This is a genomic window from Crenobacter oryzisoli (genome assembly GCF_030385785.1).
GTDB lineage: Bacteria > Pseudomonadota > Gammaproteobacteria > Burkholderiales > Chromobacteriaceae > Crenobacter_A > Crenobacter_A oryzisoli.
The window spans coordinates 1-25,094 of sequence record NZ_JAUEDK010000014.1; the positions used below are offsets into that span (position 1 = coordinate 1).

The 25,094-nt window shown below is 61.0% G+C and carries 28 protein-coding genes; 19 read left to right on the forward strand and 9 right to left on the reverse strand.

Annotated features, from left to right (window positions below):
- The 3 genes from QU481_RS09540 to QU481_RS09550 form a co-directional block, all read right to left on the reverse strand.
- Positions 1 to 472, reverse strand: a 472-nt coding sequence (locus QU481_RS09540; protein ID WP_289829726.1) for a transposase domain-containing protein, incomplete at its 3' end; no start/stop codon positions are given.
- A gap of 245 nt (positions 473 to 717) precedes the next feature.
- Positions 718 to 1,041 (reverse strand): hypothetical protein, encoded by a 324-nt coding sequence (locus QU481_RS09545; RefSeq protein WP_289829727.1) that lies wholly within the window; start codon positions 1,039 to 1,041, stop codon positions 718 to 720.
- A 290-nt stretch (positions 1,042 to 1,331) separates the two neighbouring features.
- Complete coding sequence (locus tag QU481_RS09550; protein WP_289829728.1) at positions 1,332 to 2,798, reverse strand: NCS1 family nucleobase:cation symporter-1; 1,467 nt, start codon at positions 2,796 to 2,798, stop codon at positions 1,332 to 1,334.
- A gap of 333 nt (positions 2,799 to 3,131) precedes the next feature.
- Between QU481_RS09550 and QU481_RS09555 the strand changes: the two genes are divergently transcribed.
- Together QU481_RS09555 and QU481_RS09560 are read left to right on the forward strand one after the other, a co-directional pair.
- Positions 3,132 to 3,890, forward strand: a complete 759-nt coding sequence (locus tag QU481_RS09555) for a GntR family transcriptional regulator (RefSeq protein ID WP_289829729.1) — start codon at positions 3,132 to 3,134, stop codon at positions 3,888 to 3,890.
- Positions 3,891 to 3,964: 74 nt separating this feature from the next.
- Entirely contained in the window at positions 3,965 to 4,696 is a 732-nt protein-coding gene (locus QU481_RS09560; protein ID WP_289829730.1) for an aspartate/glutamate racemase family protein, read from the forward strand.
- Positions 4,697 to 4,822: 126 nt separating this feature from the next.
- On the opposite strand, the gene QU481_RS09565 is transcribed toward QU481_RS09560, so the two are convergent.
- The 3 genes from QU481_RS09565 to QU481_RS09575 all read right to left on the reverse strand — a co-directional run bounded on the left by QU481_RS09565 (position 4,823) and on the right by QU481_RS09575 (position 8,574).
- The gene (locus QU481_RS09565) at positions 4,823 to 5,746 is read right to left on the reverse strand and encodes a 2-hydroxyacid dehydrogenase (protein WP_289829731.1); all 924 of its coding nucleotides are present in this window, start codon (positions 5,744 to 5,746) and stop codon (positions 4,823 to 4,825) included.
- Between the two features lie 132 nt (positions 5,747 to 5,878).
- On the reverse strand, positions 5,879 to 7,267 hold the full coding sequence (locus QU481_RS09570; RefSeq protein ID WP_289829732.1) for a tryptophanase: 1,389 nt from the start codon (positions 7,265 to 7,267) through the stop codon (positions 5,879 to 5,881).
- Between the two features lie 626 nt (positions 7,268 to 7,893).
- Positions 7,894 to 8,574 (reverse strand): hypothetical protein, encoded by a 681-nt coding sequence (locus tag QU481_RS09575; RefSeq protein WP_289829733.1) that lies wholly within the window; start codon positions 8,572 to 8,574, stop codon positions 7,894 to 7,896.
- Between the two features lie 798 nt (positions 8,575 to 9,372).
- On the opposite strand from QU481_RS09575, the gene QU481_RS09580 reads away from it, so the two are divergent.
- The 7 genes from QU481_RS09580 to QU481_RS09610 all read left to right on the forward strand — a co-directional run bounded on the left by QU481_RS09580 (position 9,373) and on the right by QU481_RS09610 (position 13,621).
- Positions 9,373 to 9,732, forward strand: coding sequence for a COG4315 family predicted lipoprotein (locus QU481_RS09580; RefSeq protein ID WP_289829735.1), 360 nt, complete (start codon positions 9,373 to 9,375; stop codon positions 9,730 to 9,732).
- Positions 9,733 to 9,829: 97 nt separating this feature from the next.
- Positions 9,830 to 10,360, forward strand: a complete 531-nt coding sequence (locus QU481_RS09585) for a sigma-70 family RNA polymerase sigma factor (protein ID WP_289829736.1) — start codon at positions 9,830 to 9,832, stop codon at positions 10,358 to 10,360.
- Entirely contained in the window at positions 10,357 to 11,136 is a 780-nt protein-coding gene (locus QU481_RS09590) for an anti-sigma factor family protein (protein ID WP_289829738.1), read from the forward strand. The genes QU481_RS09585 and QU481_RS09590 overlap by 4 nt, the downstream gene beginning before the upstream one ends.
- A gap of 699 nt (positions 11,137 to 11,835) precedes the next feature.
- Entirely contained in the window at positions 11,836 to 11,964 is a 129-nt protein-coding gene (locus QU481_RS09595) for a hypothetical protein (RefSeq protein ID WP_289829739.1), read from the forward strand.
- Between the two features lie 27 nt (positions 11,965 to 11,991).
- Positions 11,992 to 12,399: a cupredoxin domain-containing protein gene (locus QU481_RS09600; RefSeq protein ID WP_289829740.1), complete on the forward strand. Its 408-nt coding sequence runs from the start codon at positions 11,992 to 11,994 to the stop codon at positions 12,397 to 12,399.
- 2 nt (positions 12,400 to 12,401) lie between these two features.
- Positions 12,402 to 13,016 carry a LolA family protein gene (locus QU481_RS09605; RefSeq protein ID WP_289829741.1) on the forward strand — a complete coding sequence of 205 codons (615 nt, stop codon included), beginning with the start codon at positions 12,402 to 12,404 and terminating at the stop codon, positions 13,014 to 13,016.
- Positions 13,017 to 13,150: 134 nt separating this feature from the next.
- Positions 13,151 to 13,621 carry an SRPBCC family protein gene (locus QU481_RS09610; protein ID WP_289829742.1) on the forward strand — a complete coding sequence of 157 codons (471 nt, stop codon included), beginning with the start codon at positions 13,151 to 13,153 and terminating at the stop codon, positions 13,619 to 13,621.
- Positions 13,622 to 13,745: 124 nt separating this feature from the next.
- Here the strand turns inward: QU481_RS09610 and QU481_RS09615 are convergent, their stop codons facing one another.
- The gene (locus tag QU481_RS09615; RefSeq protein WP_289829743.1) at positions 13,746 to 14,189 is read right to left on the reverse strand and encodes a GNAT family N-acetyltransferase; all 444 of its coding nucleotides are present in this window, start codon (positions 14,187 to 14,189) and stop codon (positions 13,746 to 13,748) included.
- 119 nt (positions 14,190 to 14,308) lie between these two features.
- A complete protein-coding gene (locus QU481_RS09620) occupies positions 14,309 to 14,506 on the reverse strand; it encodes a hypothetical protein (RefSeq protein ID WP_289829744.1) in 198 nt (65 codons plus the stop codon).
- Between the two features lie 217 nt (positions 14,507 to 14,723).
- On the opposite strand from QU481_RS09620, the gene QU481_RS09625 reads away from it, so the two are divergent.
- The 10 genes from QU481_RS09625 to QU481_RS09670 all read left to right on the forward strand — a co-directional run bounded on the left by QU481_RS09625 (position 14,724) and on the right by QU481_RS09670 (position 24,154).
- On the forward strand, positions 14,724 to 15,479 hold the full coding sequence (locus QU481_RS09625) for a ferredoxin--NADP reductase (RefSeq protein ID WP_289829745.1): 756 nt from the start codon (positions 14,724 to 14,726) through the stop codon (positions 15,477 to 15,479).
- A 293-nt stretch (positions 15,480 to 15,772) separates the two neighbouring features.
- On the forward strand, positions 15,773 to 16,513 hold the full coding sequence (gene pcaH / locus QU481_RS09630; RefSeq protein WP_289829746.1) for a protocatechuate 3,4-dioxygenase subunit beta: 741 nt from the start codon (positions 15,773 to 15,775) through the stop codon (positions 16,511 to 16,513).
- Positions 16,513 to 17,139, forward strand: coding sequence for a protocatechuate 3,4-dioxygenase subunit alpha (gene pcaG, locus QU481_RS09635; RefSeq protein ID WP_289829747.1), 627 nt, complete (start codon positions 16,513 to 16,515; stop codon positions 17,137 to 17,139). Before pcaH ends, pcaG begins: the two co-directional genes overlap by 1 nt.
- 152 nt (positions 17,140 to 17,291) lie before the next feature.
- Positions 17,292 to 18,227: a LysR substrate-binding domain-containing protein gene (locus QU481_RS09640; RefSeq protein WP_289829748.1), complete on the forward strand. Its 936-nt coding sequence runs from the start codon at positions 17,292 to 17,294 to the stop codon at positions 18,225 to 18,227.
- A 400-nt stretch (positions 18,228 to 18,627) separates the two neighbouring features.
- Positions 18,628 to 19,902 carry a sensor domain-containing diguanylate cyclase gene (locus QU481_RS09645; protein ID WP_289829749.1) on the forward strand — a complete coding sequence of 425 codons (1,275 nt, stop codon included), beginning with the start codon at positions 18,628 to 18,630 and terminating at the stop codon, positions 19,900 to 19,902.
- Between the two features lie 169 nt (positions 19,903 to 20,071).
- On the forward strand, positions 20,072 to 20,599 hold the full coding sequence (locus QU481_RS09650; protein ID WP_289829750.1) for an endonuclease V: 528 nt from the start codon (positions 20,072 to 20,074) through the stop codon (positions 20,597 to 20,599).
- Between the two features lie 343 nt (positions 20,600 to 20,942).
- Complete coding sequence (locus QU481_RS09655) at positions 20,943 to 21,788, forward strand: 4-hydroxyphenylpyruvate dioxygenase family protein (protein ID WP_289829751.1); 846 nt, start codon at positions 20,943 to 20,945, stop codon at positions 21,786 to 21,788.
- Positions 21,781 to 22,635 carry a sugar phosphate isomerase/epimerase family protein gene (locus QU481_RS09660; protein ID WP_289829752.1) on the forward strand — a complete coding sequence of 285 codons (855 nt, stop codon included), beginning with the start codon at positions 21,781 to 21,783 and terminating at the stop codon, positions 22,633 to 22,635. The genes QU481_RS09655 and QU481_RS09660 overlap by 8 nt, the downstream gene beginning before the upstream one ends.
- 188 nt (positions 22,636 to 22,823) lie before the next feature.
- Positions 22,824 to 23,267 carry a type II 3-dehydroquinate dehydratase gene (aroQ, locus tag QU481_RS09665; protein ID WP_289829753.1) on the forward strand — a complete coding sequence of 148 codons (444 nt, stop codon included), beginning with the start codon at positions 22,824 to 22,826 and terminating at the stop codon, positions 23,265 to 23,267.
- Between the two features lie 2 nt (positions 23,268 to 23,269).
- Positions 23,270 to 24,154 (forward strand): shikimate dehydrogenase, encoded by an 885-nt coding sequence (locus QU481_RS09670; RefSeq protein WP_289829754.1) that lies wholly within the window; start codon positions 23,270 to 23,272, stop codon positions 24,152 to 24,154.
- A gap of 175 nt (positions 24,155 to 24,329) precedes the next feature.
- Here the strand turns inward: QU481_RS09670 and QU481_RS09675 are convergent, their stop codons facing one another.
- Positions 24,330 to 24,998 (reverse strand): TetR/AcrR family transcriptional regulator, encoded by a 669-nt coding sequence (locus tag QU481_RS09675; protein ID WP_289829755.1) that lies wholly within the window; start codon positions 24,996 to 24,998, stop codon positions 24,330 to 24,332.
- Positions 24,999 to 25,094: the final 96 nt, after the last annotated feature.

Here is a 25,094-nt window from a genome sequence, read left to right on the forward strand (position 1 = left end):
ACTGCGGATAGCTGGCGGCTACGCCGGAGGCATAAGCCTGTGCTCCGAAGTGCTGACGATTCTCTGGGGTATCCGAGGTACGCAGCGTACTGCCATCAATCGCGTAGCGGGCCAATCCGCGCCAGCTTCTTCCCTGCTGATGCCGCTCATCCCAAACCAGCGCGCTGAGCCCGAAGAGTTGGGCCAACGGTTCCTCGCCGAGGCGCTGCCGCGCCTGGGTCAAGGCGCTCTTGGCAATATCTGGATTGACCTCGTCAGGCAGCACCAGATCGAGATGAGCGACGACCTCCGGGATGGGCTGATGCCGGTACATAGCCAACGCAATGACCAGCCAGACGACCTGTTCGGCCGGCAATCTACGCCGGCGCACGCTGGCTTTGCCGGTCACTGCAAGCGCGTGGGCGATCCATGCCGGGTCAATTTGCTGAGAAAGTGCAGAGAAATCAGGGTGTTTATGAGCCTTGCTTACCATCTTGACCAACGTGAGGGAGTCAACCTGGCCGGAATATGAGCAAGATTCGCACCATGAAAAATGCCGTTCACTTGCTTAAGTGAACGGCATTAGAGCCGATGGCTCCCTTTTTTTACGGATGACAGGTGTACTGGGCGATATTTACCGGCTTTCGTCCGCAGCCGTGATCGCAAGACTCGCTATGCCCAGCTGGGACTCTGCTTTGCCTCGTTGAAGTTGAAGAAGGGGCGCGCGGCGGAGGGGGCTCAGGCGTTCCAGCGCAGACCATCAGGGGTGGGGCGACGGGTCGCGTCCCAGGCTTGTTGCAGTGGCGAAGCCGGGGCGGGAGCAGGTACGAGTTCCAACGCGGCGCGGAAGCGGCCGAGCCGCTGCAATTCGGCAGCCAGCCAGGACGGCTCGCCGCGCGAGATATCCAGAGTGATCAGATCGATGCCGGCCCATGACCATAGCTCGACGCTGTCGTGCAGCGACTGCGATGCACTGTCGGGCATCGCTGGGTCGAGCTCGAAACGGGCGAGGAAGTAGGGGTGGCCATTGAGGGGCAATTCCTTACGTTCGGCACTCAGCATCTCAGGTCTCCATCCGTAGGTGTGGGGTCGTATAACGGTTTGGTTGGCCGATGTGGGGCCTGCCTGTTGTCTGACAGTCCGGCTGCGGCTGCAATGTCAGCTCATTAAAAGCCAATATAGCTTTACATGAAGATAAGTGCGACGAACGGCTGGAGAGAGGGGGCGAACGGTTATTGCCGTTGCAGTGTGACGGTTTTGTTCAGCGTCATCGATGAAGCGCTGACCAGTCGACAAAAAAAGGCGGCGACTTTCGTCGCCGCCTGACAATGGCCATTGGGTGGAGAAATGGCTTAGGCCTTGGAACGGGCTGCCGACTGACCCAGGGCGAGCGGGCGGAAGCGGCGGCTCAGCCAGTAGTAGCTGCCTGCGCCACCGAACAGACCGATGAACCAGGCGAAGTTGGCCAGTTCGTTCAGTCCCGGGGTGACGATGAAGATCACCGTCAGCACGGTGGAGGCGATCAGTGCCTGGATGGCGCGAGGGTTGTAACCGTTGTTGTACCAGTAGCGGCCGTGCGGCTGGTCGCTGTACAGCGAGTCGATGTCGATCTGCTGCTTGTGCACCAGGTAGAAGTCGACCAAGAGGATGCCGAACAGCGGGCCGATGAAGGCGCCGAGTACGTCGAGCGTGTAGTGGATCACCTGCGGCGAGTGGAAGATGTTCCACGGGGTGATGAAGATCGAGCCGACCGCTGCGATCATGCCACCGGTGCGCCAGCTGATTTTTTCCGGGTTAACGTTGGAGAAGTCGAACGCCGGGGATACGAAGTTGGCGACGATGTTGATGCCGATGGTCGCAGTGATGAAGGTGAATGCACCCAGTACCACGGCGAAGGTATTGTCGATCTTGCCGACGACTTCGATCGGGTCTTCGATGATGTGGCCGAACACCGGCAGCGTGCCTGCGGTTACCACGACGGTCACCAGCGAGAAGGCGATGAAGTTGACCGGCAGGCCCCAGAAGTTGCCGCGCTTCACGTCCTTCATCGAGCGGCAGTAGCGCGAGAAGTCACCGAAGTTGAGCAGCGGGCCGGAGAAGTACGATACCACCAGGGCGATCGCGATCACCAGTTGCCAGAGCATGGCCGAACCGTGCAGTTGCTTCGAACCCAGGTTGAAGTCGATCTTGTCCCAGCCCGCCTTCCAGACAATCCAGCCCATCAGCAGGAACATTACCGCGTACACCGCCGGGCCTGCCCAGTCGATGAACTTCTTGATCGTCTCCATGCCGTTCCAGAACACCAGTGCCTGCAACACCCACATCAGCATGAAGCCCGCCCAGCCCAACAGTGACAGGCCGACGAAGCTGATCTTGGTCAGCGGGGTAAGTGCCGGGAAGAAGCGCAGCATAACTAGCACCAGCGCTGCCGATGCGAGGTAGGTCTGGATGCCGTACCAAGCCACCGCGATCAGGCCGCGGATGATGGCGGGGATGTTGGCACCGAACACGCCAAACGACTGGCGGCACACCACGGGGTACGGAACGCCGGCGACCTGGCTGGGTTTGGCGATCCAGTTGGACAACATCTGCACCATAGTGATGCCGACCACCAGGGCGAATAGTACCTGCCAGCTGGAGAGGCCGAGTGCGAACAGGCTGCCGGCGAATACATAGCCACCGACGCTGTGCACGTCGGACATCCAGAACGCGAAGATGTTGTACCAGTTCCAGTCCTGGTCTTTCAGCGGGCCCAGGTCGTGGTTGTAGAGGCGTGGGCTGTACCCAGACGGAAGCGGGGTGTTGGGTGCTTCGTGCATCGTGGTTTTCTCCTGATATCTCAACTTTGTAAGTGCGGCTCACGTGGGGCCGTCGTTCTAGCGTGCAGTCTGTGCTGCGTGTTGTGTACGCTAGAGCAATTTCTTGTATACAGGAAATGTTTTTTATCTCAATGTCGAGAATTAACGCGATTTACCTGGCTGTTTGCCTTATTTGGCAAGGGTTTCCCGTTTATCGGAATGCGTTTCCAGTGTTGCAAGTCACGCCGCTTGTCCATTTTCTCCGCGAAGGTGTCTTGTTTCTTGTATACGAATATGTATACGATGATTGCAGTTAAGATTGATACATCTCTAGATCGCACCATGGGGGTGTACATGAACGATTCGCTGAAGGCCCGCAGCTTGCGGTTGGACGATCTGCTGAGGTCCCGCAGCCGCCGAAGCACCCGAAACGAGGGTTCCACCAAGGACGAGCAGGTATACGAGCGCATCTTCAGCGCGATCATCGCGCACCGGCTGCGCCCGGGAGACCGGCTGCCGGAGGATGCCCTGGCCGAGACTTTCGAGGTCAGCCGCACGGTGATCCGCAAGGTGTTGCAACGGCTGGCGCACGAGCGGCTGGTCAACATCCAGGCCAAGCGCGGCGCGATGGTCAGCAAGCCGACGGTGGAAGAGGCGCGCAATGTGTTTGCGGCGCGCCGTCTGATCGAAACCGGAGTGATGGACCAGGTGGTCGACCGACTGACGCCGGCGGCGCTCGAGGAGTTGCGCGAGCTGACCCGGGCGGAAGACCGGGCACTCGAAGCCGGCAATCAGCGCCTGGCGCTGCAGCTGTCTGGAGAGTTTCACCAGCGGTTGCTGGATGTGGCGGGCAACGAGGAGCTGAGCACGTTTCTTGCCCAGTTGTTGTCGCGCTCATCACTGATCATCGCGGTGTACGGCCCGGGATGGAAGGGTGCCAGCCACTGCGAGAGTCACACGGTACTGCTGAACGAGCTGGAAGCCGGCAACGTCGATGCGCTACGTCAGACGATGGGAGAGCACCTCGACGAGCTGGAAGCGGCGCTGAACATGGAAGCGGTCGACGCCGACCTGCCGGACTTCAAGCGGATCTTTAACGGGATTTTGGACTGAGGCAGCGCTCTCTCGGCGCGGCAGAGTCCCAAGTACGACGACAACGCCACATGGCGACCGAGGAGAGCACGAGCATGAGAATCTGCGTCATCAATCCGAACACCACCACTAGCATGACCGACAAGATCGGCGAGGCAGCACGGCATGCCGCGTCGCAAGGTACCGAGATCATCGCCTGCACCTCACCGAGCGGCCCGGAGTCGATCGAGAGCCACTTCGACGAGTCGCTGAGCGTACCAGGTCTGTTGGAAGTGATCCGCCAGGGCGAGATCGAGGGCTACGACGGTTATGTGATCGCCTGCTTCGGTGACCCGGGCCTGCTCGCCGCGCGCGAACTGACCGGCAAGCCGGTGATCGGCATCGCCGAGGCGGCAATGCGGATGGCCAGCCTGATCTCGACGCATTTCTCGGTGGTGACGACGCTATCGCGCACCATCGTCATCGCCGAGCACCTGGCGCGTCAGTACGGTGTCGAGCACCTGTGCCGGCGCATCCGTGCCGCTGATGTGGCAGTGCTGGAGCTGGAGGACCCGGCGTCGGACAGCTATCGCCGCGTGCGCGACGAAGCAAAACGTGCACTGGTCGAGGACGGTGCCGGCGCGATCGTGCTCGGCTGCGGCGGTATGGCCGACCTGGCGCGCTGCCTGTCTGAGGACCTGGGCGTGCCGGTGATCGACGGCGTATCGGCGGCGGTGAAGCTGGTCGAAGCGCTGGTCGAACTGAAACTTGGCACCAGCAAGGTTGGCGACCTGGCGTACCCGCTGCCCAAACGTTTCACTGGCCAGTTCGCCCACCTGTCGCACTGATGCAATAGAGCCGATTCGGCCAATGTTGTCCGGGTCGGAGGATAGGAAAAACCCGCGCAAGTCCTTTCGGATGCGCGGGTTTTTTGCTGCCGACCGGTTGGGCTGTCAGCGATTGCTTAGGGATGTTCAGTAAGCGTGTCGGCGCTCGACGAGTCCCGCCGGTTCCCCGCCAACCTGCAGCAGGCGAATGCCGTCGGCCATCTGCTTGACGGACGGCTCGATCAGCGTCGCGGCGGCGATGTGCGGGGTGACCAGCAACTTGGGATGACGCCATAGCGGGTCATCGGTGCCCAGCGGCTCGGCCGGGAACACGTCGAGCTGCGCGCCGCGCAAGTGCCCTGCGTCGAGCAGCTCGACGAGGGCCGAGAGGTCGATCAGGTCTCCGCGCCCCGCGTTGATCAGCGCCGCACCGTCTGGCAAGAGGGCGAGCCGTTCTCGGTCGAGCAGCCCGCGGGTGTCCGGAGTGGACGGCAGCACGCTGACCAGGATGTCGGTATCGGCGAGCAGCGCGTCGAGCGCTGTCGGGCCATACACACAGCGCACGCCGGGCAGCTCGCGCGGGCTGCGGCTCCAGCCGGACACTCGGTAACCGAGTCCGGCAAGCGTGCTCGCTACCGCCGCGCCGATCGCGCCGAGACCGAGCACGCTGACTCGCGTGGCTTCGGCCAACCTCGGTGGCTGTGGCTCCCAAGTACTGTTCGCCTGCTGGGTGGCGTACACGTCGAAATCACGTTGGAAGCGCAGCACGCCGAACAGCGCATACTCGACCATCTGCGCGCTCATCCCCGCGTCGGTGAGGCGCACGACGCGAACGTTTGGCGCCAGGTCAGGGCGCGCGAGCAGCTTGTCGATGCCGGCGCCCTGTGCGAACACCGCTTCGAGCTTGGGAAAGCCGTCGAAGAAGCCTTCGGGAGGGTTCCAGGTGACGATGTAGCGAACCTGGGCAGCATCGACCGGTGCTGGCCAGGCGACGACGTCGAGGTCGGGGAGCTGGAGACGGAATGCGTCGCTCCAGCGTTCGGCGTCGCTGGCGGTGTAGAGATAGAGCATGGTGGGTTCTGAGTGGCGGCGAAAACACACTGCGAGCTTTATGCCTGGAGTATACCTGGCACGCAGGGGCCGTATCGAGGGAACAGCAAAAAACCGCCCCGAGTGGGGCGGTCTAGGTTGGCCGAGTCGGCGTCAGATCAGCGGCTTTAGCCGCGCGGTGAAATGACGCAGCAGCGGCGGCTCGTAGCTGAAGCCCAGGCCGCGGATCGAAGCGGCGCGTTGTTTCACCGCCACCAGGCAGTCGGCGATGTAGTCCATGTGATCGTTGGTGTAGACACGGCGCGGAATGGTGAGGCGCAGCAGCTCGAACGGCGACGGCTCCTGCTTGCCGGTGGCCGGGTCGCGGCCGAGTAGCAGCGAGCCGATCTCGACCGCGCGCACTCCGCCTTCCAGATACAGCTCGCAGGCAAGTGCATGCGCGGGGAACTGCTCGGGCGGGATGTGCGGCAACAGCTGGCGCGCGTCGACGAACACCGCGTGACCACCGGTCGGCGTCTGGATCGGAATGCCGGCTGCGGCCAAGCGCTCGCCCAGGTACGCGACCTGGCCGATCCGGTACGCCAGATAGTCGCTGTCCAGGCCTTCCTTCAGACCGATCGCCAGCGCCTCCATGTCGCGCCCGGCGAGGCCGCCATAGGTGATAAAGCCCTCCATGGGCACGCAGCGCACCTGCACGGCATGGAACAGATCCTCGTCGTCACGGAAGCAGCACAGGCCGCCGATGTTCACCAGGGCATCCTTCTTTGCCGACATGGTGAATACATCGGCGTAGCCGAACATCTCGCGCACGATCTCGGTCAGCGACACGTCGCGATAGGCCGGGTCACGCTCACGGATAAACCAGGCGTTCTCGGCAAAGCGGGCGGCGTCGAGGACGAGTGGCACGCCGTGGCGTCGTGCCAGTTCGCTAGCCGTACGCAGGTTGTCCATCGCCATCGGCTGACCGCCTGCGCTGTTGCAGGTGACGGTGGCGATGACCGCAGCGACGTGGCCCTGATGCTGCTGCAGCATTTCGGCCAGTCGGTCGAGGTCGAAATTGCCCTTCCACGGATGGGGACGGGTGGTCTCGAACGCATCGGGGGTGAGCAGGTTGATCGCCTGTGCGCCGGCGAGCTCCACATGCGCCTTGGTGGTGTCGAAGTGGTAGTTGGACAGAAACACCGGCTTGGTGCTGCCCAAGCGCTTCACCAGTTCGGGGAACAGAATCTGCTCGGCACCCCGACCCTGATGGGTGGGAATGGTGTAGCGGTAGCCAAACAGCTCGTTCACCGTGTCTGCAAGCCGATAGAAGCTGCGGCTACCGGCGTAGGCCTCGTCGCCGGTCATCAGGCCGGCCCACTGGCGGTCGCTCATCGCGCCGGTGCCGCTGTCGGTCAACAGGTCGATGTAGACATCGTCGGCGCGCAACAGGAACGGGTTCCAGCCTGCGGCCTCGAGCGCAGTGCGGCGCTCGTTATGGGTGGTCTGCTTGATCGGTTCCACCATTTTGATGCGGAACGGTTCGGGAATGCGTCGGGTCATCGCGTGCTCCATGCGCCCAGGTCGCATAAGGCGCAACAAGGCGCCGGTACGACCGGGCAGTCAATTCAGTAATTGGGAAGAGGAAGCGGGCGGCAGAAGGCCGCGAGGACTCAGGCGCGAGGAAAGTCGTCGGCGAGGATAACGTCGAGCGTAAACCAGCTTTGGGGCAGTACCGTGTCGGGATGACCGGTCTGCATGTGCAGGGGCAGGGTAGCCATGGTGTCTGTCCGGTACATCGTTCGGAAAGCCGCCGCTTGCAAGCAGCGGAGAGGAGCTGGTTATGGCCAGCTCCCCCTACGGTAGTGCCGTAAGCGCCGGAACACAAGTGCTGCGTTCGGAAATGGGGTCAAGATGGCTCGGCTCCCCTTGGGGCCAGGAAAGGTGGAACGCCCTCCCAGGCATCGCCTCCAGGCTTTGTCGCTCTGATCGCCTGGATGGTGGTGCAGGGTGCTACTGGGGGTTGCTCTGTTCAAAAGCCCAATGAGGGCCGCTAACAAAAGTCTTGCTGCAGCGTTGCGCCTCCTTGCCGTGCTATCTGTACTGCCAGCGTCGGTGCGCCTTGCAGCAGACGTTGTACTGAATTTTGTTCGCGGCTCTCAAGGAGGTGCGGATAAATATCCGTTATTCTACCGATCTGCCTCACATCCCAAGCGGGCAAGTTCTTTTAGTAGTTCCCGGGTAATTTGCTGATGCAGTTGTGCTGCCCCTTCATCTCCGCGCCCGAGCTCGCTCAAGACGATCTGCGCTTCTTGCAGCGTGGACTCGTGCGGGTTCTGAAGAACGCGCTCTATCAGAATTTGGACCAGTTCTTCTGGCCTCCCGCCCGAATCGATGAATACCCGTACCCATTGAGGTACCCAGCAGTCGGAAGCCACTTCATAGCGGCGTGCCGCTTTGGCTTGCTTTAGCGCCAATGATGTGAAATCCGTGGATGTCTGATCAGTCCCAACCGTATTCACTTCAAGTCCCGGCGCCGGAAAGTGAACACCGGGCTTGCTTTCCTTCTCGCTGTTTGGCTGCTTTCCTGGTTCGCCTTCCACTATATTGTCGACAATTGGAATTGCCTGCTCCCGTGCCCGACCTATTCTGTCGCTGTAGGGGTCATGTCTATGTGCGTCGACTTCTCTATTGAACCGGGGCTCACGTTCCGAGTGCACTGAATCATGCTCATGCCATTGGCCATGTTCATGCCAATGATCGTGCTCTTGCCAAGGCATGGATTTATCGTGCCGAGCGACCTTCACACCGCATGAACTACAGAAGCGTGCCGTCTCACAGAGTCTTTTCCCACAGGAAATGCAGTACATTGCATGATCTCCTTCTGTAAAGAGATTCCCAATGCTGGACATAAGCGACGCCTTGCAAACAGGCTTCGTTTCAATGTCATCCCGAGTCGATCCAGAGGTGGCTGGGTGCACCCGTCAAGTGAACTCATTTCCTTGCACGCCATAGCGAGATCCCGGCAAAGCAATGCCCCGACCAATCATATTGGTCTTTCCCGGTTGCATTGCTTTGCCTCAGTTTCACCCTAATTCATAGCGTGGTGTTTCCATCCTGGGTCAGATCCCCTTTCTCCTGAGCGAGCTTTGCAAGCGATTCCAAAGAGATAGCTATTATGGGCTAATAACCGTTTTCTACATATGTTGTTATTTTGTTGCTTCATTTAAATGGAATGCTAGACCAGAATTTGCAATGGAAAGATGCTAGGCGGTAAACGGTAGGCGGTAAGGCGCGGACGGTTTTGGCTCGGTTTGCTGTTTCATTTTTGAGTCACTTGAGAGATGAAAGCCGAGTTAACATTGCTATTCGTAAGGCCTACCTGCGGAAAAGTCGCGGCATAAATTAGAAAACATTAAAGCGATAAAACTCAAAATTCTTAAAATAGTTGTGATACCAAACGCGCTAGCATTTTAAAGCATCATTATCAAAAACTGTGCGCCCGAGCCCGGTAGTAGAGCCTTGGTACGGGGCTTGCCATTGAAGGGGGGATGCAATGTAAAAACTTGCCGGGAGTGCGGAATAAACTGTAGTGCTGATCCGTTTAGTCAGCATGGACCCGCGCTCTCAATGGGAGAGTGGGGGGCGAATCGAGGGAGGAGCCGAAGATGAAATCGTCGCTAGCGTGGCTGGCATTGGGTGCCAGCGTGGCTTGGCCTGTGTTGGCCGAAGCACCAGAGGTCATGAGTGGTCGGCTGGTCGATGAACACAAGATGACGCTCTACGTCTTTGCGAAAGACGCCCCGGGCAAGAGCAACTGCGATGCCGGCTGCGCCAGCAAATGGCCGCCAGCGATTGCCGATGCCTACGACAAGGCCAGTGGCAACTGGAGCCTGGTGAAGCGTGATGATGGCCGGCAGCAGTGGGCCTACAAGGGACAGCCGTTATACCGCTGGTCCATGGACAAGAAACCGGGCGACACAGGCGGGGACGGAATGGCCGGCATGTGGCATGCGGCCAAACCATAGTAGCGAGCGGTAGCAGCCTCGGTGCCGAGCGGCAAGAGGGCTAGGTGGCCGGCACGGGTGCTGTGAATGCAAAGGTGGGGGGAACCGGGTCACTGGCATGAGCTTCGAGTCCGACTTGTTGGTCTGGCTGCCGCAGTTGCGGCGATACGCCCGGGCGCTGACCGGTGATCCGGCCTGGGCGGACGACTTGGTGCAGGACACGCTAGAGCGTGCGTTGAACAAGTGGCGATGGCGGGCCAACAGCAATTTGCGCGCTTGGCTGCTTACCCTGCTGCGTCACCGCTTCATCGACCAACTACGAGCGCGGCACGAGGTAGCTGTCGACGAGGAGGGGGCGCCGTGGCAGAACATGGCGGCGCCAGACGGCAAGGTCGATGGACTGGAGCTGGAGGATGTGCAGCGGGCGTTGTACCGCCTGCCGGTGGAGCAGAGGGAAGTGCTGTTACTGGTCGCACTGGAGGAGCTTAGCTACCAGGAGGCTGCGGCGGTGCTGAAGGTGCCGGTCGGCACCGTGATGTCGCGTCTTTCCCGCGCCAGGGAACGGATGCGGCAATTGCTGGACGAAGGGGGTGACCGCGCGGCAGCGCCATCGCGGCCACCGCTGACTGTAGTGAAGAAATGGCCATGAACGATCGCCAAGATTCCACTTGCGACTCACTCGAGCCGGGAGACGACCAGCGACTGCTGTCCGCCCTGGTCGACGGGGAGCTGTCGGCACCGGAACGGGCCGTGGTGGAGGCTCAGCTGGCGGCCGACCCGGAGGCTGCGCGCCGCGTCGCCCATTACCGGGCGCAGAAGACGGCATTGCAAGCCTTGTTCCCGAAGCCGGCCGCGGTGCCCAGCCTATTCCTGCAGCGCCGGACGCCATGGTGGCGTCTCGGCGTCTCTGCATTGGCTTGCCTGTTGGCCGGCGTCGCGCTTGGCCTGGGCTTGGGGACGCTATCGCTCGGCGTGGACAAGCCGGCCTTCGCACAACGTGCCGACATGGCTTACGCCGTGTATGCCCCCGAGTTCAGTCATCCGGTCGAGGTGGGGGCTGATGAGCAGGCCCAATTGGTCAGCTGGCTGTCCAGACGGCTGAATCGGCCGCTGGCGGTGCCTTCGCTGCAGGAGTATGGCTATACGCTGATCGGTGGGCGCTTGCTGCCCGGCGAAGCGGGGCCGGCAGCGCAGTTCATGTATCAGAACAAGATGGGGGATCGCGTGACGCTTTACGTCACCGTTTTCGCCAAGCACGAGCTGACCTTCGGCACTGTGCAAGGTGATGGCCGTCGTACCATCTACTGGGCCAGCCGCGGTATGGGCTATGCCTTGTCAGGGCGGGGGAATGAGGCGAGCTTGCGCATGATCGCTGTCGATACTTGCAATGCCCTGGGCGGTCATGCCGACTCGTGGTCGGGTTGACCGGGCGGTGGCGAATGGTGTTCGCCGTTGGTCAGGGGCGCTTCGAGAGAAGAGTGATGGATGGTGCGTTGTTTTGGAGATCGAACCGGCTAATTGCTGCCGAAAGGCGCCTCGGCGGGGTTGTTTTGCCGGTAGCTAAACCACTGACGCTCCACCATTACCGGGGCTGGATTGAGTGTCGGCCTGGCCTCGGTCGCGTCGTCGAGCTGTTCTGGCCACCACGGCGAGCAGCCCAGCGGCCCTTCAGCCTGGGAAAGGGGTAAGGGCGAACGTGAGGCGGGGGGTGTCACAGAGCAGTTGCGTCGGCTTACGCCACGCAGTACAGAACGCCCGGCGCGACATAGCGGCAGGGACAAGAAGCGGAAGCGTCGGATCAGCATGATTCACTCCACAATGCCGGTTTTGAAGGCGGGGTGGCAGGCTATCGTGCGCAGAGCGAGGGAAAGCTAGGCGGCGGTAGTGCCAGGTTTTTTTATAAAAAAACGATATTTATATTGCATGTTTTCTATTTGCTTGTGAAGCAAAATGACTGGGCTTCCTGGTTGCTATCGTCGGGTCCACTAGCGAAACGGCGACGATACAGAAGGTCTCCGCCATACGGTCGGTACGATAGTGTGGCCGGCTGTTGGCCGGCAGTCTGGCGAATCTATAACGGAAGCGCATTTCGACTGTTCTTGCAAAGAACGTAGGAGGTGCACGATGAAACGCAGACGAGGTTGGTTCGTGGTGCTGGCACTGCTTGTCGCCAGCATGCTGGGGGGGTGCGCCGGCGATGGCGGCTCGTCCGGTGAAGGTGCCCCACCGTATCACGGCGGTGGTGGCTATTGATCCGTACACGCAAGCCGAGGAGGTGCGATGCGCACAGCAATCCTGGCTTTACTGGCGGCGGTCCTGGCCGCCGCCAGCCTGTTCGCCTCTGGTGAGGAGGCGCTCTATCGGGCGACGACCGATGCAGATGGGGTGCAGCGTATCGCGATTGTCGGCGGCAATTATTTCTTCAGGCCCAATCGCATCATTGCTCGAGTCAATGTGCCGGTGGAGCTCTCGGTACGTGTCGAGCCGGGGCTGATTCCACACGCTTTTGTGCTGGAAACCCCGCAGGGGGACAAGGTTACCGAGCTGAAACTGGGGGGCAAGGCGCAGACGGTCACCTTTACCCCAAAGCGGGTCGGCAGGTACCTGTTCTATTGTCCGAACAAGCTGTTGTTTTTCAAGAGCCACAGAGAAGAGGGGATGAGCGGGTATCTGGATGTGGAGGAATAGCCATGCAGGCGGAGGCCCAGTCAACCGGTTCGACCGATCTGATTGCGGCAGCGCAGCAGCGGTTCGCCGCGCTCGGCAGTTATCGGGTGACTATCCGCTCCACAACAGGCAGCAACGGCGCATTGCAGGTGGTGCGCTTTTACTATCGTGCGCCGGGGCTGGTACGAATGGAGTTTGTCACGCCACATGCCGGAGCGGTTCTGGTGTACAGGCCAGGCACGGGCAAGGTGCGGCTCTGGCCATTTGGTCTGGGTAATTTGCCGGTGTTGACGCTGGCACCGGACAACCCGCTGATCCGCGGGGCGCACGAGCACCGGGTCGACCGCTCCGACGCCGGCGCCTTGCTCGCGAATCTGCTGGCGCTAGCCGATGGCGGCAGCATCGCTGTGGCCGATGATGAGCGGATCGGCCGCTGGAAGGCGAAGCCGCTGGTCGTGACAGGTGCTCCAGGGAGGACCGTATCCGGCGTGCATCGTTATCAGGTCTGGCTGGCCGAGGAAAGCCTGTTCCCCGTCAAGGTGGCCAGCTATGACCTGCGCGGCAATCGGCTGGAATGCGTGTTGATGGACGACGTGGTGCTGGGGGAGCCGTTTCCTGATGAGTTCTTCAATCCCTGAGCTGTGTCAAGGCTCAACAAGAGCTGTATAGCTGCAGCTTGATCAGCGGGGGCGACACTCCAGGGATGGGCTCGTGTAATAAAGCATTTGCAGGTTGAGCCGGATTCGAATTGTTTTAGAAGGGCTGGCGGACCATGGCTGAATACCGCTTGACGACCTGGTGGAGGGTAGAGGCACCGCTGGAGGCGGTGTGGGAGGCGATTTACCACCCCGATCGCTGGCCAGACTGGTGGCCGGGAGTCGAACAGGTGCTCGAACTGTCGCCGGGTGACGAGCGTGGCATCGGGGCGGTGCACCGTTACACCTGGAAGAGCGTGCTACCGTACCGGCTTAGCTTTGACATGCGGGTGACCCGGATCGAGCGGCTGGTCGCGCTGGAGGGGGTGGCCTGCGGTGAGTTGGACGGTCGGGGATGCTGGCAGTTCTCCCGCGATGGGGAACTGACCGTGGTGCGCTATGACTGGCAGGTGCAGACCGGCAAGCGCTGGATGAACTGGCTGGAACCGATTGCACGGCCCTTGTTCCGCTGGAACCACGACGTGGTGATGCGTGCCGGCGGGCTGGGGCTGGCGCGCTTGTTGAGTGCCCGGCTGGTTGAAGGTTGACCGCTCGCCCAGCGGTCAGTGAGCGGCACCCTCAAGGGCGCGGGTCGGGCCTTCAACCTTGCGTGTGGCCGGAAAGCACGAAGCCGGTACCGGGCACCGCCTTCCTTGTCTGGGATCGGGCGGCTTAGCCAAGCTGAGCGCGCATCACCAGCCTCGGCTCGCCCGGCCCGAAGTATTCGGCTTCTTCCCGCTCGATCGCAAACCCCAGCCGTTGATACAGGCGGACTGCGCCGGCATTGGCCGGGTCGACGGTCAAGAGGGCGGAGCGGAAGCCTCGCCGGCGCAGCGAATCGAGTAGTGCACGGGTCAGCTGCTCACCGACGCCACGACCACGATGGCTGGCGCGTACCGCCAGCGACAACAGCCACGCCTCGTGGTCGTCCAGCGACGGGGCGCCGAGTGCGTAACCGGCAAAGCCGTTGGCGCAGTCATCGTCGATCAGCAGCCACTCGCCCCATAGGTCGAGCGCTTGGCGGAAGAGGAACGGCGGGTAGACCGCGTACTGGAACACGTCCTGTTCGATGGCGAAGACTTGGGGCAACTCGGCGATGGTAGGAGTACGGATCATGGCGTCGTGGGCAAGGTGGTGGCCGAACGGCGCACGACAAATACTCCAGGCGTGGCCGATGGCAAACGTCCGAGTATAACGTAGTGCAGCGGGCTGCCGGCGAAGTGGAAGGGAGCTTATCAGTGCAACGGCTGCTCGTGCTCAAGCAGCGCGATCACTTCCTTGACGCTCATCCCGGTGGACACGGTGGTGTGGTCAGCCAGGTAGATCGTGGTCTGTGGCGGGCCGCCGGGCGAGGGACTGCTCAGCTCGACCTTGGTGACCAGCGATGGATTCACATAGGCGGTGGTGCCTGGGATCGCGACAAATTTGACCATGATACGCTCCTTTATCGCCATGGATGCTTTCATGATAGGAGTTCAGCGGCCGTACCCGTGGCAAGGTGTACCGATCGGTGCGGATGAGGCGATCACTGGCCAGGGGGCTGGCGCAGGGGGCGTGGTTACTGCCGATGAGCAAGCACCCCATGTCGACCTCCGGTCTGAATGCCATATATCCTTGAAATGGCAGAGACTCATCGGGAAGGGGAGTGTCATGGATATCGGCGCCAGCCATTTGGAGACCGTCATCGCTTTTCGCCGTTGGTCGGCGCGGACTCTCTCGATCACCACGACCCGCCCCAGCGACTATGCGTTTCGCCCCGGTCACTACGCCCGCGTTAGCCTGCCATGCTTCGAGCGGCCCCTCTGGCGGCCGTACTCGATCGTGTCGTCCTCCGACCAGCCGCAACTGGAGTTCCTGTTTTCCATTATTCCGTCAGGCCGTTTGACCCCATTGCTCGGCGAACTCACCGTCGAGTCCGTCATCCTGATCGACCGTAATCCCATGGGCTTCTTTCTAGAGGAAAGCTTGAGCCCTGGCGAGGTGCTCTGGCTATTGGCAACCGGCACGGGAGTGGGGCCCTACATCTCGCTCTTGAGAGAGGGGGGCATCTTCGCCAAGTATCAACAGGTCATCTTGGTTTACAGCGTGCGAGCACGCGCCGAGTTGGCGTACGACGACGAGCTCAGGGCGCTGCAACAGCAGCTCGATGGCCGCTTCCATTATCTGCCTGTCATCACACGTGAACCCGGCACCGGCTATTTGTCCGAACGCATCCCGGCACTGATCGGCTCGGGGCGGCTGGCGAACGAATTGGGCATGACCCCGATCAATCCGGTGCGCGACAGGGTCATGGTGTGCGGCAACCCAGAATTCACCTCCGGTATGAGGGCGCTGCTGAACGAGCGCCAGTTTGCTCCGTGCCGGCGTGGACAGGCCGGGACCATGCTGTTCGAGAAATACTGGTAAAAAACGGACAGCCTTGTCCGGTCAGTATGCTCTGGCGCCGTACGTGAGGGCTGAGGGCCGCTAACAAAACGCTTCCTGTGTTATTGCGCTGCTTTGCCGTACGGTCTGTTTTGTTTGTGTTAGAGCGCTTGGCGGCGCTCATTGCATCAAGAAAATTTATGGAAATTCGCGCTTAATCTCATTATTCATAATAAAAAATGCCGCATAGACTGGTTTCAGCGACAAACAGCGCTGACCCCTACGTCGTGCAGCCTGCCTGTCGCCACAGAACCAAAGCCTATGAGGAGAAGCGCATGACCCGCTCCAGCGATGTCTATGGAGAGTTCTACCAGCGTGACCGCAGCGTGCACCCGCCTGCATACGCACCCGATTACAAGACCAGTGTGCTGCGTTCACCGAGCAATTCACTGATCTCGCTGCAAAATTCGCTGTCGGAGATCACCGGCCCGGTGTTCCGCCAGGACGAACTCGGCCCGCTCGACAATGACCTGATTCTCAACTACGCGAAGGATGGCCTGCCTATTGGCGAGCGCATCGTCGTACACGGTTTCGTCCGCGACGAGAACGGTCGACCGGTGAAGAACGCGTTGGTCGAAGTGTGGCAGGCGAACGCCGGCGGTCGTTATCGTCACAAGAAAGATCAGTACATCGCGCCGATCGATCCGAACTTCGGTGGCTGCGGCCGGGTGCTGACCGACGACAACGGCTATTACTTCTTCCGTACCATCAAGCCCGGCCCGTATCCGTGGCGCAACCGCGTGAACGACTGGCGGCCGGCACACATCCACTATTCGATTTCTGGCAACGGCTTCGCGCAGCGCCTGATCACCCAGATGTATTTCGAGGGCGACCCGCTGATCGCGACCTGCCCGATTGTCAAGTCGATCAACAACGAAGAAGCAGTGCGCGGGCTGATCGCTCCGCTCGACCGCAACGCCGCCATCCAGCTTGACAGCCTCGCTTATCGCTTCGACATCGTGCTGCGCGGCTCTCGCGCGACCTTGTTCGAGAACCACCTGCAGGGAGGCAAATAATGGTCAACCAGTTCAACTACCTGAAAGAAACCGCGTCGCAGACCGCCGGCCCCTACGTCCACATCGGCCTTGCGCCGCACCAGGCTGGCTTCGACATCTTCGAGAACAACTTCGGCAACGTGCTCGTCGGCCCGGGCACGAAGGGCGAGCGCATCCGCATCGAAGGCCGTGTAATCGACGGCTCGGGCACGCCGCTGCGCGACGTGCTGTTGGAGATCTGGCAGGCCAACGCCGCCGGCCGTTACAACCATCCGGCCGATAAGCAAGACAAGCCGCTCGACGACGATTTTCGCGGCTGGGGTCGTGCTTGCTCCAATTTCGAGACCGGCGTCTATAGCTTTGAGACAGTCAAGCCCGGTGCGGTAATGGGGCGCAACGGCCGGCTGATGGCGCCGCACGTCAATCTGTGGATCGTTGCGCGCGGCATCAATATTGGCCTGAACACGCGGATCTACTTCTCTGACGAGGTCGACGCAAACGCGAAGGACCCAGTGCTGAACCTCATCGAATGGGAGGTGCGCCGCAAGACGCTGATCGCCCAGCGTGAGGAACGGGGCGGCGAAGTGGTGTATCGCTTCGACGTGCACATCCAGGGCGATAACGAGACGGTGTTCTTCGATATCTGACCCACAGCGAATTCCTCTTACTCCCTCTCTGCATCTTGTGGAGGCCGCATCACGACCCTGTGGCCTCCTGTTTTTTCTCCGTCGCCTCTCTCTGCATGCGACAAAAATTCATCGGTATTGCAAAGACTGTAGCCATTTCATAACTTATGGCTATGCAAAAAAACCTCTTCCAGAGCCGAATCCGGTTACGTCATCTCCATTGCTTTGTCGCGGTCGCACAGGAGCAGAACCTGGGGCGCGCTGCGGCCAAGCTGACACTGAGCCAGCCGGCGGTATCGAAAACGCTGTCCGAACTAGAAGAGCTGGTCGGCGCACGGTTGCTGGAAAGGGGGAGACACGGCGCTACCTTGACTCCGCAGGGCGAGGTATTTCTCGTGCACGCGGTCGGCGTGCTCGAGGCACTCGGCGCGGCCGGCCGTGCGATCGGGCCAGAGGAGGCGCCAACGTTGGCGACGGTGTCGATTGGCACGCTGCCGACGGCGGCGCTCGATCTCTTGCCCAATGCGCTCGGCGCCTTTCGTGAGACCAATTCCAACACCCGGGTTGTGGTGCAGACCGCCGCCAACGCAATGCTGCTGGCCATGCTCAAGGCTGGAGAGGTCGACTTTGCGATAGGTCGCATGGCTGACCCCGAGCTGATGGTCGGCGTCAGCTTCGAGCTGTTGTTCGTCGAGCCGCTGGAGCTGGTCACCCGGCCCGGCCATCCCTTGGCTATCGATGGGGGGGCGTCGCTCGAGGCGGTACTCGACTATCCGCTGATCGTCTCGCCGCGCGGCACGGTGCCACGTCACAACACCGAGAGCTTCTTGCAGTCGCGAGGCCTCAGGCTGCCGGCCAACGTGGTCGAGATGCTGTCGGTATCGCTTGCGCGGCTGATGGTGCAGCGTTTCAACTATGTGTGGTGCGTGTCCTCCGGTGCGGTGCGAGACGACCTGGAGAAAGGCCTGCTTGCTAGGCTGGACTTGTCGACCGTCGGTACCGAGGAGCCGGTCGGCCTGCTCCGGCGCAGCGAAAGCACGCTTAGCGCGAGCGCCCTAGACCTGATAAGCCTCATTCGTAATGCTGCTACACCTCAGCGAGGCGGGTGAAGGGCAGGAGAGGGGGCTTCACGTTTCCTCGCTCTCTCGCAATCCAGGGTAGGTTTCGGTCGAAGGGTAACTGTCCGGCCTGGTCCGGGCCTTTGACAGACGGTCTTCAGGACCGTTTCGAAGGGGTACCACTCGGCCAAAGCGAATATCCATGCCATAGTAGTAGGTAAATGGTCGCTATCGATCCATTGTGGCAGCTCAAACGCATCTGAGTTTCATGGGCACAGCTGGGCCCCGAGCGGACAGGGCTCGGCAATGGCTTGGGTTAGGTGGAGTGGAGTTGTGTGTCCGCGCCGTTCTCCGCTACAGCGAAAATTGCACTTCGAATCGAAAACGGCAGCAAGTTACCCATCGTGCAGCTTTTGAGAGGACATCGGGAATGCCATTAAGTATGCCAAACGTGACCCTGACCCCTCCGAGGGCTGCACTGCCGATACCTATGGATTTATTTGAAATACTGAATGCGCTTTGCACGCCAGTATGGATTGTCTTGCCGGAAGCCCAAGAGATTCTCCTCGCCAACCGTGCTGCAATTGAGCTGACTGGCGACCTTACTGTTGAGGAAATGCGTCATGGAAGCCTTTCCGCTCATACTCATGAAGAACTGACTGCTTACACGCCTCTCATCTTGTCCAGAGAACAGGTTATTGAAATTTGGACCGTCAAACGCGGAGGCAATCGAGTCCCACTCTCTTGTCGCCTATCTTCACTCAGAATAGGCGGGCAACCAGACGCAATTCTGGTCGAAGGAGTCATATCAGGGGAACTCAAGGCACCTGTTCGGTCTAGAGAAGAGCCTAGCCTTACCCAAAACGGCAATGAGAGCCATTTCTATGAAATGCTCTTTAGGACGAATTCGGCGCCTATGCTGCTGATTGACCCAGCCAGCGAAGGACGAATCGTCGATGCCAACGAGGCAGCAACCCGTTTTTACGGCTATTCTCGGGCAGAGTTTTCCCAGAAGCACACGTGGGAAATTAACGCGATTGGGCGAGAGATTTTGCCTGTAATGCTGGAGATCGCCAAACTTCCTGGCGGCCATAAGCCTCTGAGTTTTGTGCATCGGTTAGCGGATGGAAGCCTGCGTGATGTACAGACCTACGCCGGGCCAGTGGAGCACGATGGCAAACGCCTGATGCTCTGCGTCATCCACGACATTACTGAGCAAAAGCGGCTCAAAACCGAGTTGGAGCGTGCCGCTCTACGGGATCCGCTAACTGGGTTGTGGAACCGGCGCCATCTCCTGTTGCTGCTTGAACAGGCGCGGGTGCAAAAGCAGCTGTATGACATCGATTACAGCTTGATCTTGCTGGATGCCGACCTTTTCAAGGTTATCAACGATCAGTATGGGCATTTTGTCGGAGACGAGGTCCTTGTCACACTCGCCAAGGCGTTCGAAGCTCGTGTTCGCGAAACAGATTCGATCTGCCGTTGGGGAGGGGAAGAGTTTGTCATTCTTCTTCCACACACGAGGTTAGAGAACGCCGTATATTTGGCCGAATGCCTGCGGAAAACTGTCGAGAAAATTCAAGTTCCCCACCTTCCCAAAGTGACAGTCAGCATAGGTGTCGCTCAGCATCAAGATGATGAAACGACAGAAAGCCTGATAATGAGGGTTGATGGTGCCCTCTACCAGGCAAAAGCATTAGGCCGAAATAGAGTCGTTTCCGCATAGACTTATAATTTATCAGTCCCGTGCATGTAGAGCCGCAAACAGAAGCTTACCGGTGCTGTTCGCTGCCTTGTCGTACTACCTGTACTGTTTGCGGTAGCGTGCCCAGCCGGAGCCGCTTCGCTGGGCTTTGTGAGCGGCTTTTAGCGTTGATGCGTTTGGGGCCTGTCGCATGATCGCGTTCCTCGATGTGGGCTACCGGGAGAACAAAGTGCGTGCAGCATGCGTCGTGGCGACCTCTTGGGAAGACCACGTTCCGCATGCCACCTTCGTCTGCGACGTCGATGATGTTCTTCCGTATGAGCCGGGGCACTTTTACCGGCGCGAGCTGCCTTGCCTGCTGGCCGTATTGAAGCGGGTCCCTATGCCGCTCTCAATCCTGGTGGTCGATGGCTACGTTTGGCTTTCACCGGAAGGAAGGCCTGGCTTGGGGGCGCATCTTTATGAGGCGATGGGCTGTCGCATTCCCGTCATTGGCATCGCGAAGACGGCTTTCGGAGCGGCCGCTGGGTCGGCGCTGGTTGAGCGGGTGTATCGTGGCCGATCGACGCGTCCTCTTTTTGTAACGAGTGTCGGCCTCGAAAGAAGCGTGGCGGCGGAGCTGGTCCGTCGCATGCCGGGCGACTACCGCATTCCGGAAATGCTGCAGAGGGTGGACAGGCTGACGCGCAGCCATGGGCCTTGCTTCCCGAGCGCCTAACCATTCACCGGTCACGGGCAGGACCAAGCCACTGCCTCAAGATGGATGAAGTCGGTGGTACGAAACAGCCAGATTGCGGCGCTGAGCGCCAAGCAAGAAGGATCTGGCCGTTCTTCCCGGCTCCATCGGCGCCTCCGCCCTATGCCGCGCCCGCCGCGTGTTCAACCGCGGGTGCCAGGGCCTGCCGGTCGGCGCGCAGCAATTCGGTTCGATAGCCGAACGTTTTCTTGTCTGTTTTCTTGACGCCTTGTACCTGCAGAATCTAAATTTGTTCGATAAAAGCAATTTTGTGCGATAAACGGACTTTGTAGTCCGCTCGCCTGTCTGAGAATCCGAGGCCAACATGTCTGACGCTGCCTTCTCCCAAGATAACCCAATGGGCACCGATGGCATCGAGTTCGTCGAGTTTGCCGCGCTGGATCCGGTCAAGCTTGGGCGGGATTTCGAGGCGATGGGCTTTGCCAAGGTCGCGAAGCACCGTTCAAAGAATGTCTTTCTCTACCGTCAGGGCGACATCAATTTCATCGTCAACGCTGAGCCGAACAGCTTTGCACAACAGTACGCTCGCAGTCGCGGTACGTCGCTGTGTGCGGTCGCGCTGCGCGTGCGGGACGCGACACTGGCCACGTGCCGCGCACGCGAGCTCGGCGCCTGGGAGGTGCAGACCGAGACCGGCGTGATGGAGTTGCGCATTCCGGCTTTCCAGGGCGTCGGCGGTTCGCTGATCTACCTCGTCGACCGCTACCGCGACCATTCGATCTACGACGTCGACTTCCTGCCGCTGGAGGCGCCGGCGGTGTGCGAAGCGGGTATTGAAGGCATCGCCGAGCTGGTGCAGGCGGTGAGCCCTGGCCGGGTCAAGGAATGGCTCGATTTCTATGTGCACCTGTTCGGCTTCCGCGAGCTTGCCGAGTCGGGGCCGCGATCGCATCGTGTAGTCAGCGCCTGCGGCAAGGTCCGCCTGCGTCTGGAGGAGGCTGGCGAAACGGAAGGGCTGCGCGTGGTGCGGCTTTGCGCCGGCGACCTTGACGCCTGTGCGGCGACATTGGCCGAACGAGGAGTGCGGCTGGGCGAGGTGCTACATTCCGATGCGAGTGCGCCACGTGTGCTGCACACGCTGCCAGAATCGGGCGGCATCAGTTTCGAATTGTGTTCCACACGCGACGAAGGCGCCGCCGACCATGGATAGAACCCGCTTTGCAATCGACACTGCCTCGCTGGCCGGTTCACTCTCCGAGAAACTGGGCGCCGCCGCCGATGCCGGTTTTACGCGCGTGGCGCTGCGCGCCAAGGATCTGGTCGGCGAGCAATCCGGCGGACTCGATGGGGCGGTTCAATGCCTACACGACAGCCGCCTCGCCGTCTGCGGTTTTGAGGCTCTGCGCGATTTCGAGGGCCTGGCTGGCCGCTTCCTCGACTACAAGATCGACATCGCCAAGTCTATGCTGCGGATGATGCAGCAGGCCGGCGCCGACCTGTTGCTGGTGTCGTCGTCGACATCGCCTCAGGCTAGCGGTGAACCGGAGGTGATCGCACAGCACCTGCGCCTGCTGGCTACGCTGGCGACGCCGCTCGGCATCCGCATAGGCTACGAGCCTTTGGCGTGGGGGCGGCATGTCAGTGACTACCAGGCTGCGTGGCGCGCGGTCAAACTAGCCGACCGCGAGAATGTCGGGCTGGTGCTTGATTCCTTCCACCTGTTTGCGCGTGGCCTGCCGCTCGATGACATGTACCGCATTCCGATGGACAAGCTGTTTCTGGTGCAGCTGTCGGACGCGATGTGCGACTACGTGCCGGCACTCGACGAGATGGTCGAGATCTCCCTGCACCACCGTTTCTTCCCCGGGGAGGGCGAGCACAGCGTCGCACTGCTCGAGATGGTTGGGCGGCTCGAGGCGGCCGGCTACCGAGGCGCGTACGCGTTCGAAGTCGCCAACGATGACTACCAGCAGTGCCCGCCGGCGCTGGTGGCGCGGCGCGCGGCGCAATCGGTCGACTGGCTGGTCGGCAAACTGACTGGGGGCGCATCGCACTGACGGGCGTACCCGGCTGAGGCATGAAGACGAATGCAGTGTTGCCACGCGCCGAATGGCGCGTGGCCTTGTTTTACCTTTTTTATGTACCAGTGGGTACAATATCGCTGCCATAGCGGTGGCGCAGGCATACCAAGGAGAAGAATCATGAAACGATGGCAGGCAGGCGTAGTCGCCGAAGGAGGACTGGCATGAGCGCTAAGGTACTGGTGCTGAACGGCCCCAATCTCAATATGCTCGGCACGCGTGAGCCGCAGGTCTACGGTGGCGAGACCTTGGCCGCCGTTGAGGCCGATTGTCGGAGCGTCGGCAAGGCGCTGGGCCTCGCGGTTGAATGCAAGCAGAGCAACTGGGAAGGCCAGCTGATCGACTGGATCCACGCGGCGCGCGGCGATTTCGACGCGATCGTGATCAATCCGGGCGGCCTGACCCACACCTCGGTGTCGCTGCGCGACGCGCTGAGCGCCTATGAAGGTCCGGTGATCGAGGTCCATATTTCCAATATCCACCGCCGAGAGGCGTTCCGCCATCACTCCTACGTGTCGGCGGTCTCCGTCGGCATGATCTGCGGCCTCGGCACCGAGGGCTATGGTCTCGCCATCCGCCGCCTCGCCACCCTGTTGAAGAAAGCTTGAGCATGAGCACGCAAAACGACAACACCCTCGTGGTAAAACCGGGCCGCACCTGGCTCGTCGGCTTGATCGGCGAGGGTATCCAGGCGTCGCGTTCGCCGTATCTGCACGAGCAGGAAGCTCGCGCGCAGGGGCTGCGCTACCTGTACCAGCTCGTCGACCTGAACGTGCTCGATCTCACGCCCGACGCATTGCCGCGCCTGCTCGACGCGCAGCAGCTGATGGGTTTCGCCGGTAGCAATGTCACCCACCCGTGCAAACAGGCGGTGATTCCCTTCCTCGACGAGCTGTCCGAGGATGCGGCCGCCATCGGCGCGGTCAACACCATTGTCTACAAGGACGGCAAGCGCATCGGCCACAACACCGACTGGTGGGGTTTTGCGGAGAGCTTCAAGCGTGGCCTACAGGACGTGGCGCGCCGCCGCGTGGTGCAGCTGGGTGCCGGTGGCGCCGGCGCGGCAGTGGCACACGCGGCGCTGACGCTCGGCGTCGAGCGTCTGGCGCTGGTCGACACCGACCCCAAACGCGCTGCCGCGTTGGCCGAGCGTCTATGCGCTCACTTCGGCGCCGGCCGCGCGGTGGTGGCGGGCGACCTGGCCGCCGAGATGGCCGAGGCCGACGGCCTGATCCACGCGACCCCGGTCGGCATGCTCGGTCATCCGGGTATGCCGCTGCCGGCTGAACTGCTGCGTCCCGAACTGTGGGTGGCCGAGGTGGTGTATTTCCCGCTCGAGACTGAGCTCCTGAAAACGGCGCGCGCGCTTGGCTGTCGCACGCTCAACGGCGGCGGTATGGCGGTGTTCCAGGCGGTGGGCGCGTTCCGGCTCTTCACCGGTATCGAGCCGGACGCCGATCGGATGCTGGCGCATTTCGCGGCGATGGGTGCCTGAGCGCTCGCCAAGATAAAAGCGGCCGGGAACGTCCTAATGCCGTTCACTTAAGGAAAAAGCACCGCCCACCAAGGTGGAAAAACGGTGCTTTTTTGTTACTTCCAAGCGTTCTTCGAAGCTAAAATCCGGACTGAACGGCTTAAGTGAACGGCATTACCGGGAACGTCCGCTTTTTTTACTTGGCCGTCAGGTAGGCGAGCACCGCGTTGACCGCGATGCGCCGGTGGCGCTCCCGATTGGCGTCCTCCGCCGGGTCGCGGCCGAACAGCACTGCGAAGGTGTGGCGGTTGGACACGGGAAAGAAGCACAGCGCGCTGATTAACAGGTGCAGATCGATTGCGTCGACATCGTCGCGGAACACGCCGGCGGCGCGGCCTCGTGCGAGCACTGCGTCGATTGCGTCGATCACGCTGCGGTTGTCATTGCGGATTCGACGCGATTTGGCGATGTGGCGCGCGTAATGGATGTTCTCGATGCTGACCAGTCGGTTGAATTCCGGATGCGTGCTTTGGTAGTCGAATGAGAGTTCGACCAGCCGGGCGACCGCATCAACCGGCGTCAGCGTCTCGATGTGCTGCTCCTGCTCGGCCTCGCGGATGTCGCCGTATACCTTTTCGAGCACTGCAACGTACAAGCCCACCTTGCTCTTGAAGTAGTAGACGACCATCCGCTTGCTGGTCTGCGCGCGCTCGGCGATGGCGTCGAGTCGTGCGCCACTTAGACCGGCGCGGGCAAATTCGTCGAGTGCAGCCTCCAGGATGCGGCGGCGCATGCCTTCCGGGTCGTTCTTGCGGCGGGTTGGGGTGGGAGAGGTCTCGGCAGAGCGGTCGGGTGTGGTATCCAATGTCGTACAGCGTCGGTAGGGAAAGGCTTATCTGAAGCCGATTCCGCCGCGGTGTCAATGACAGGTAGGGGCATTGGCCTGCCTGCCCTTCGATTA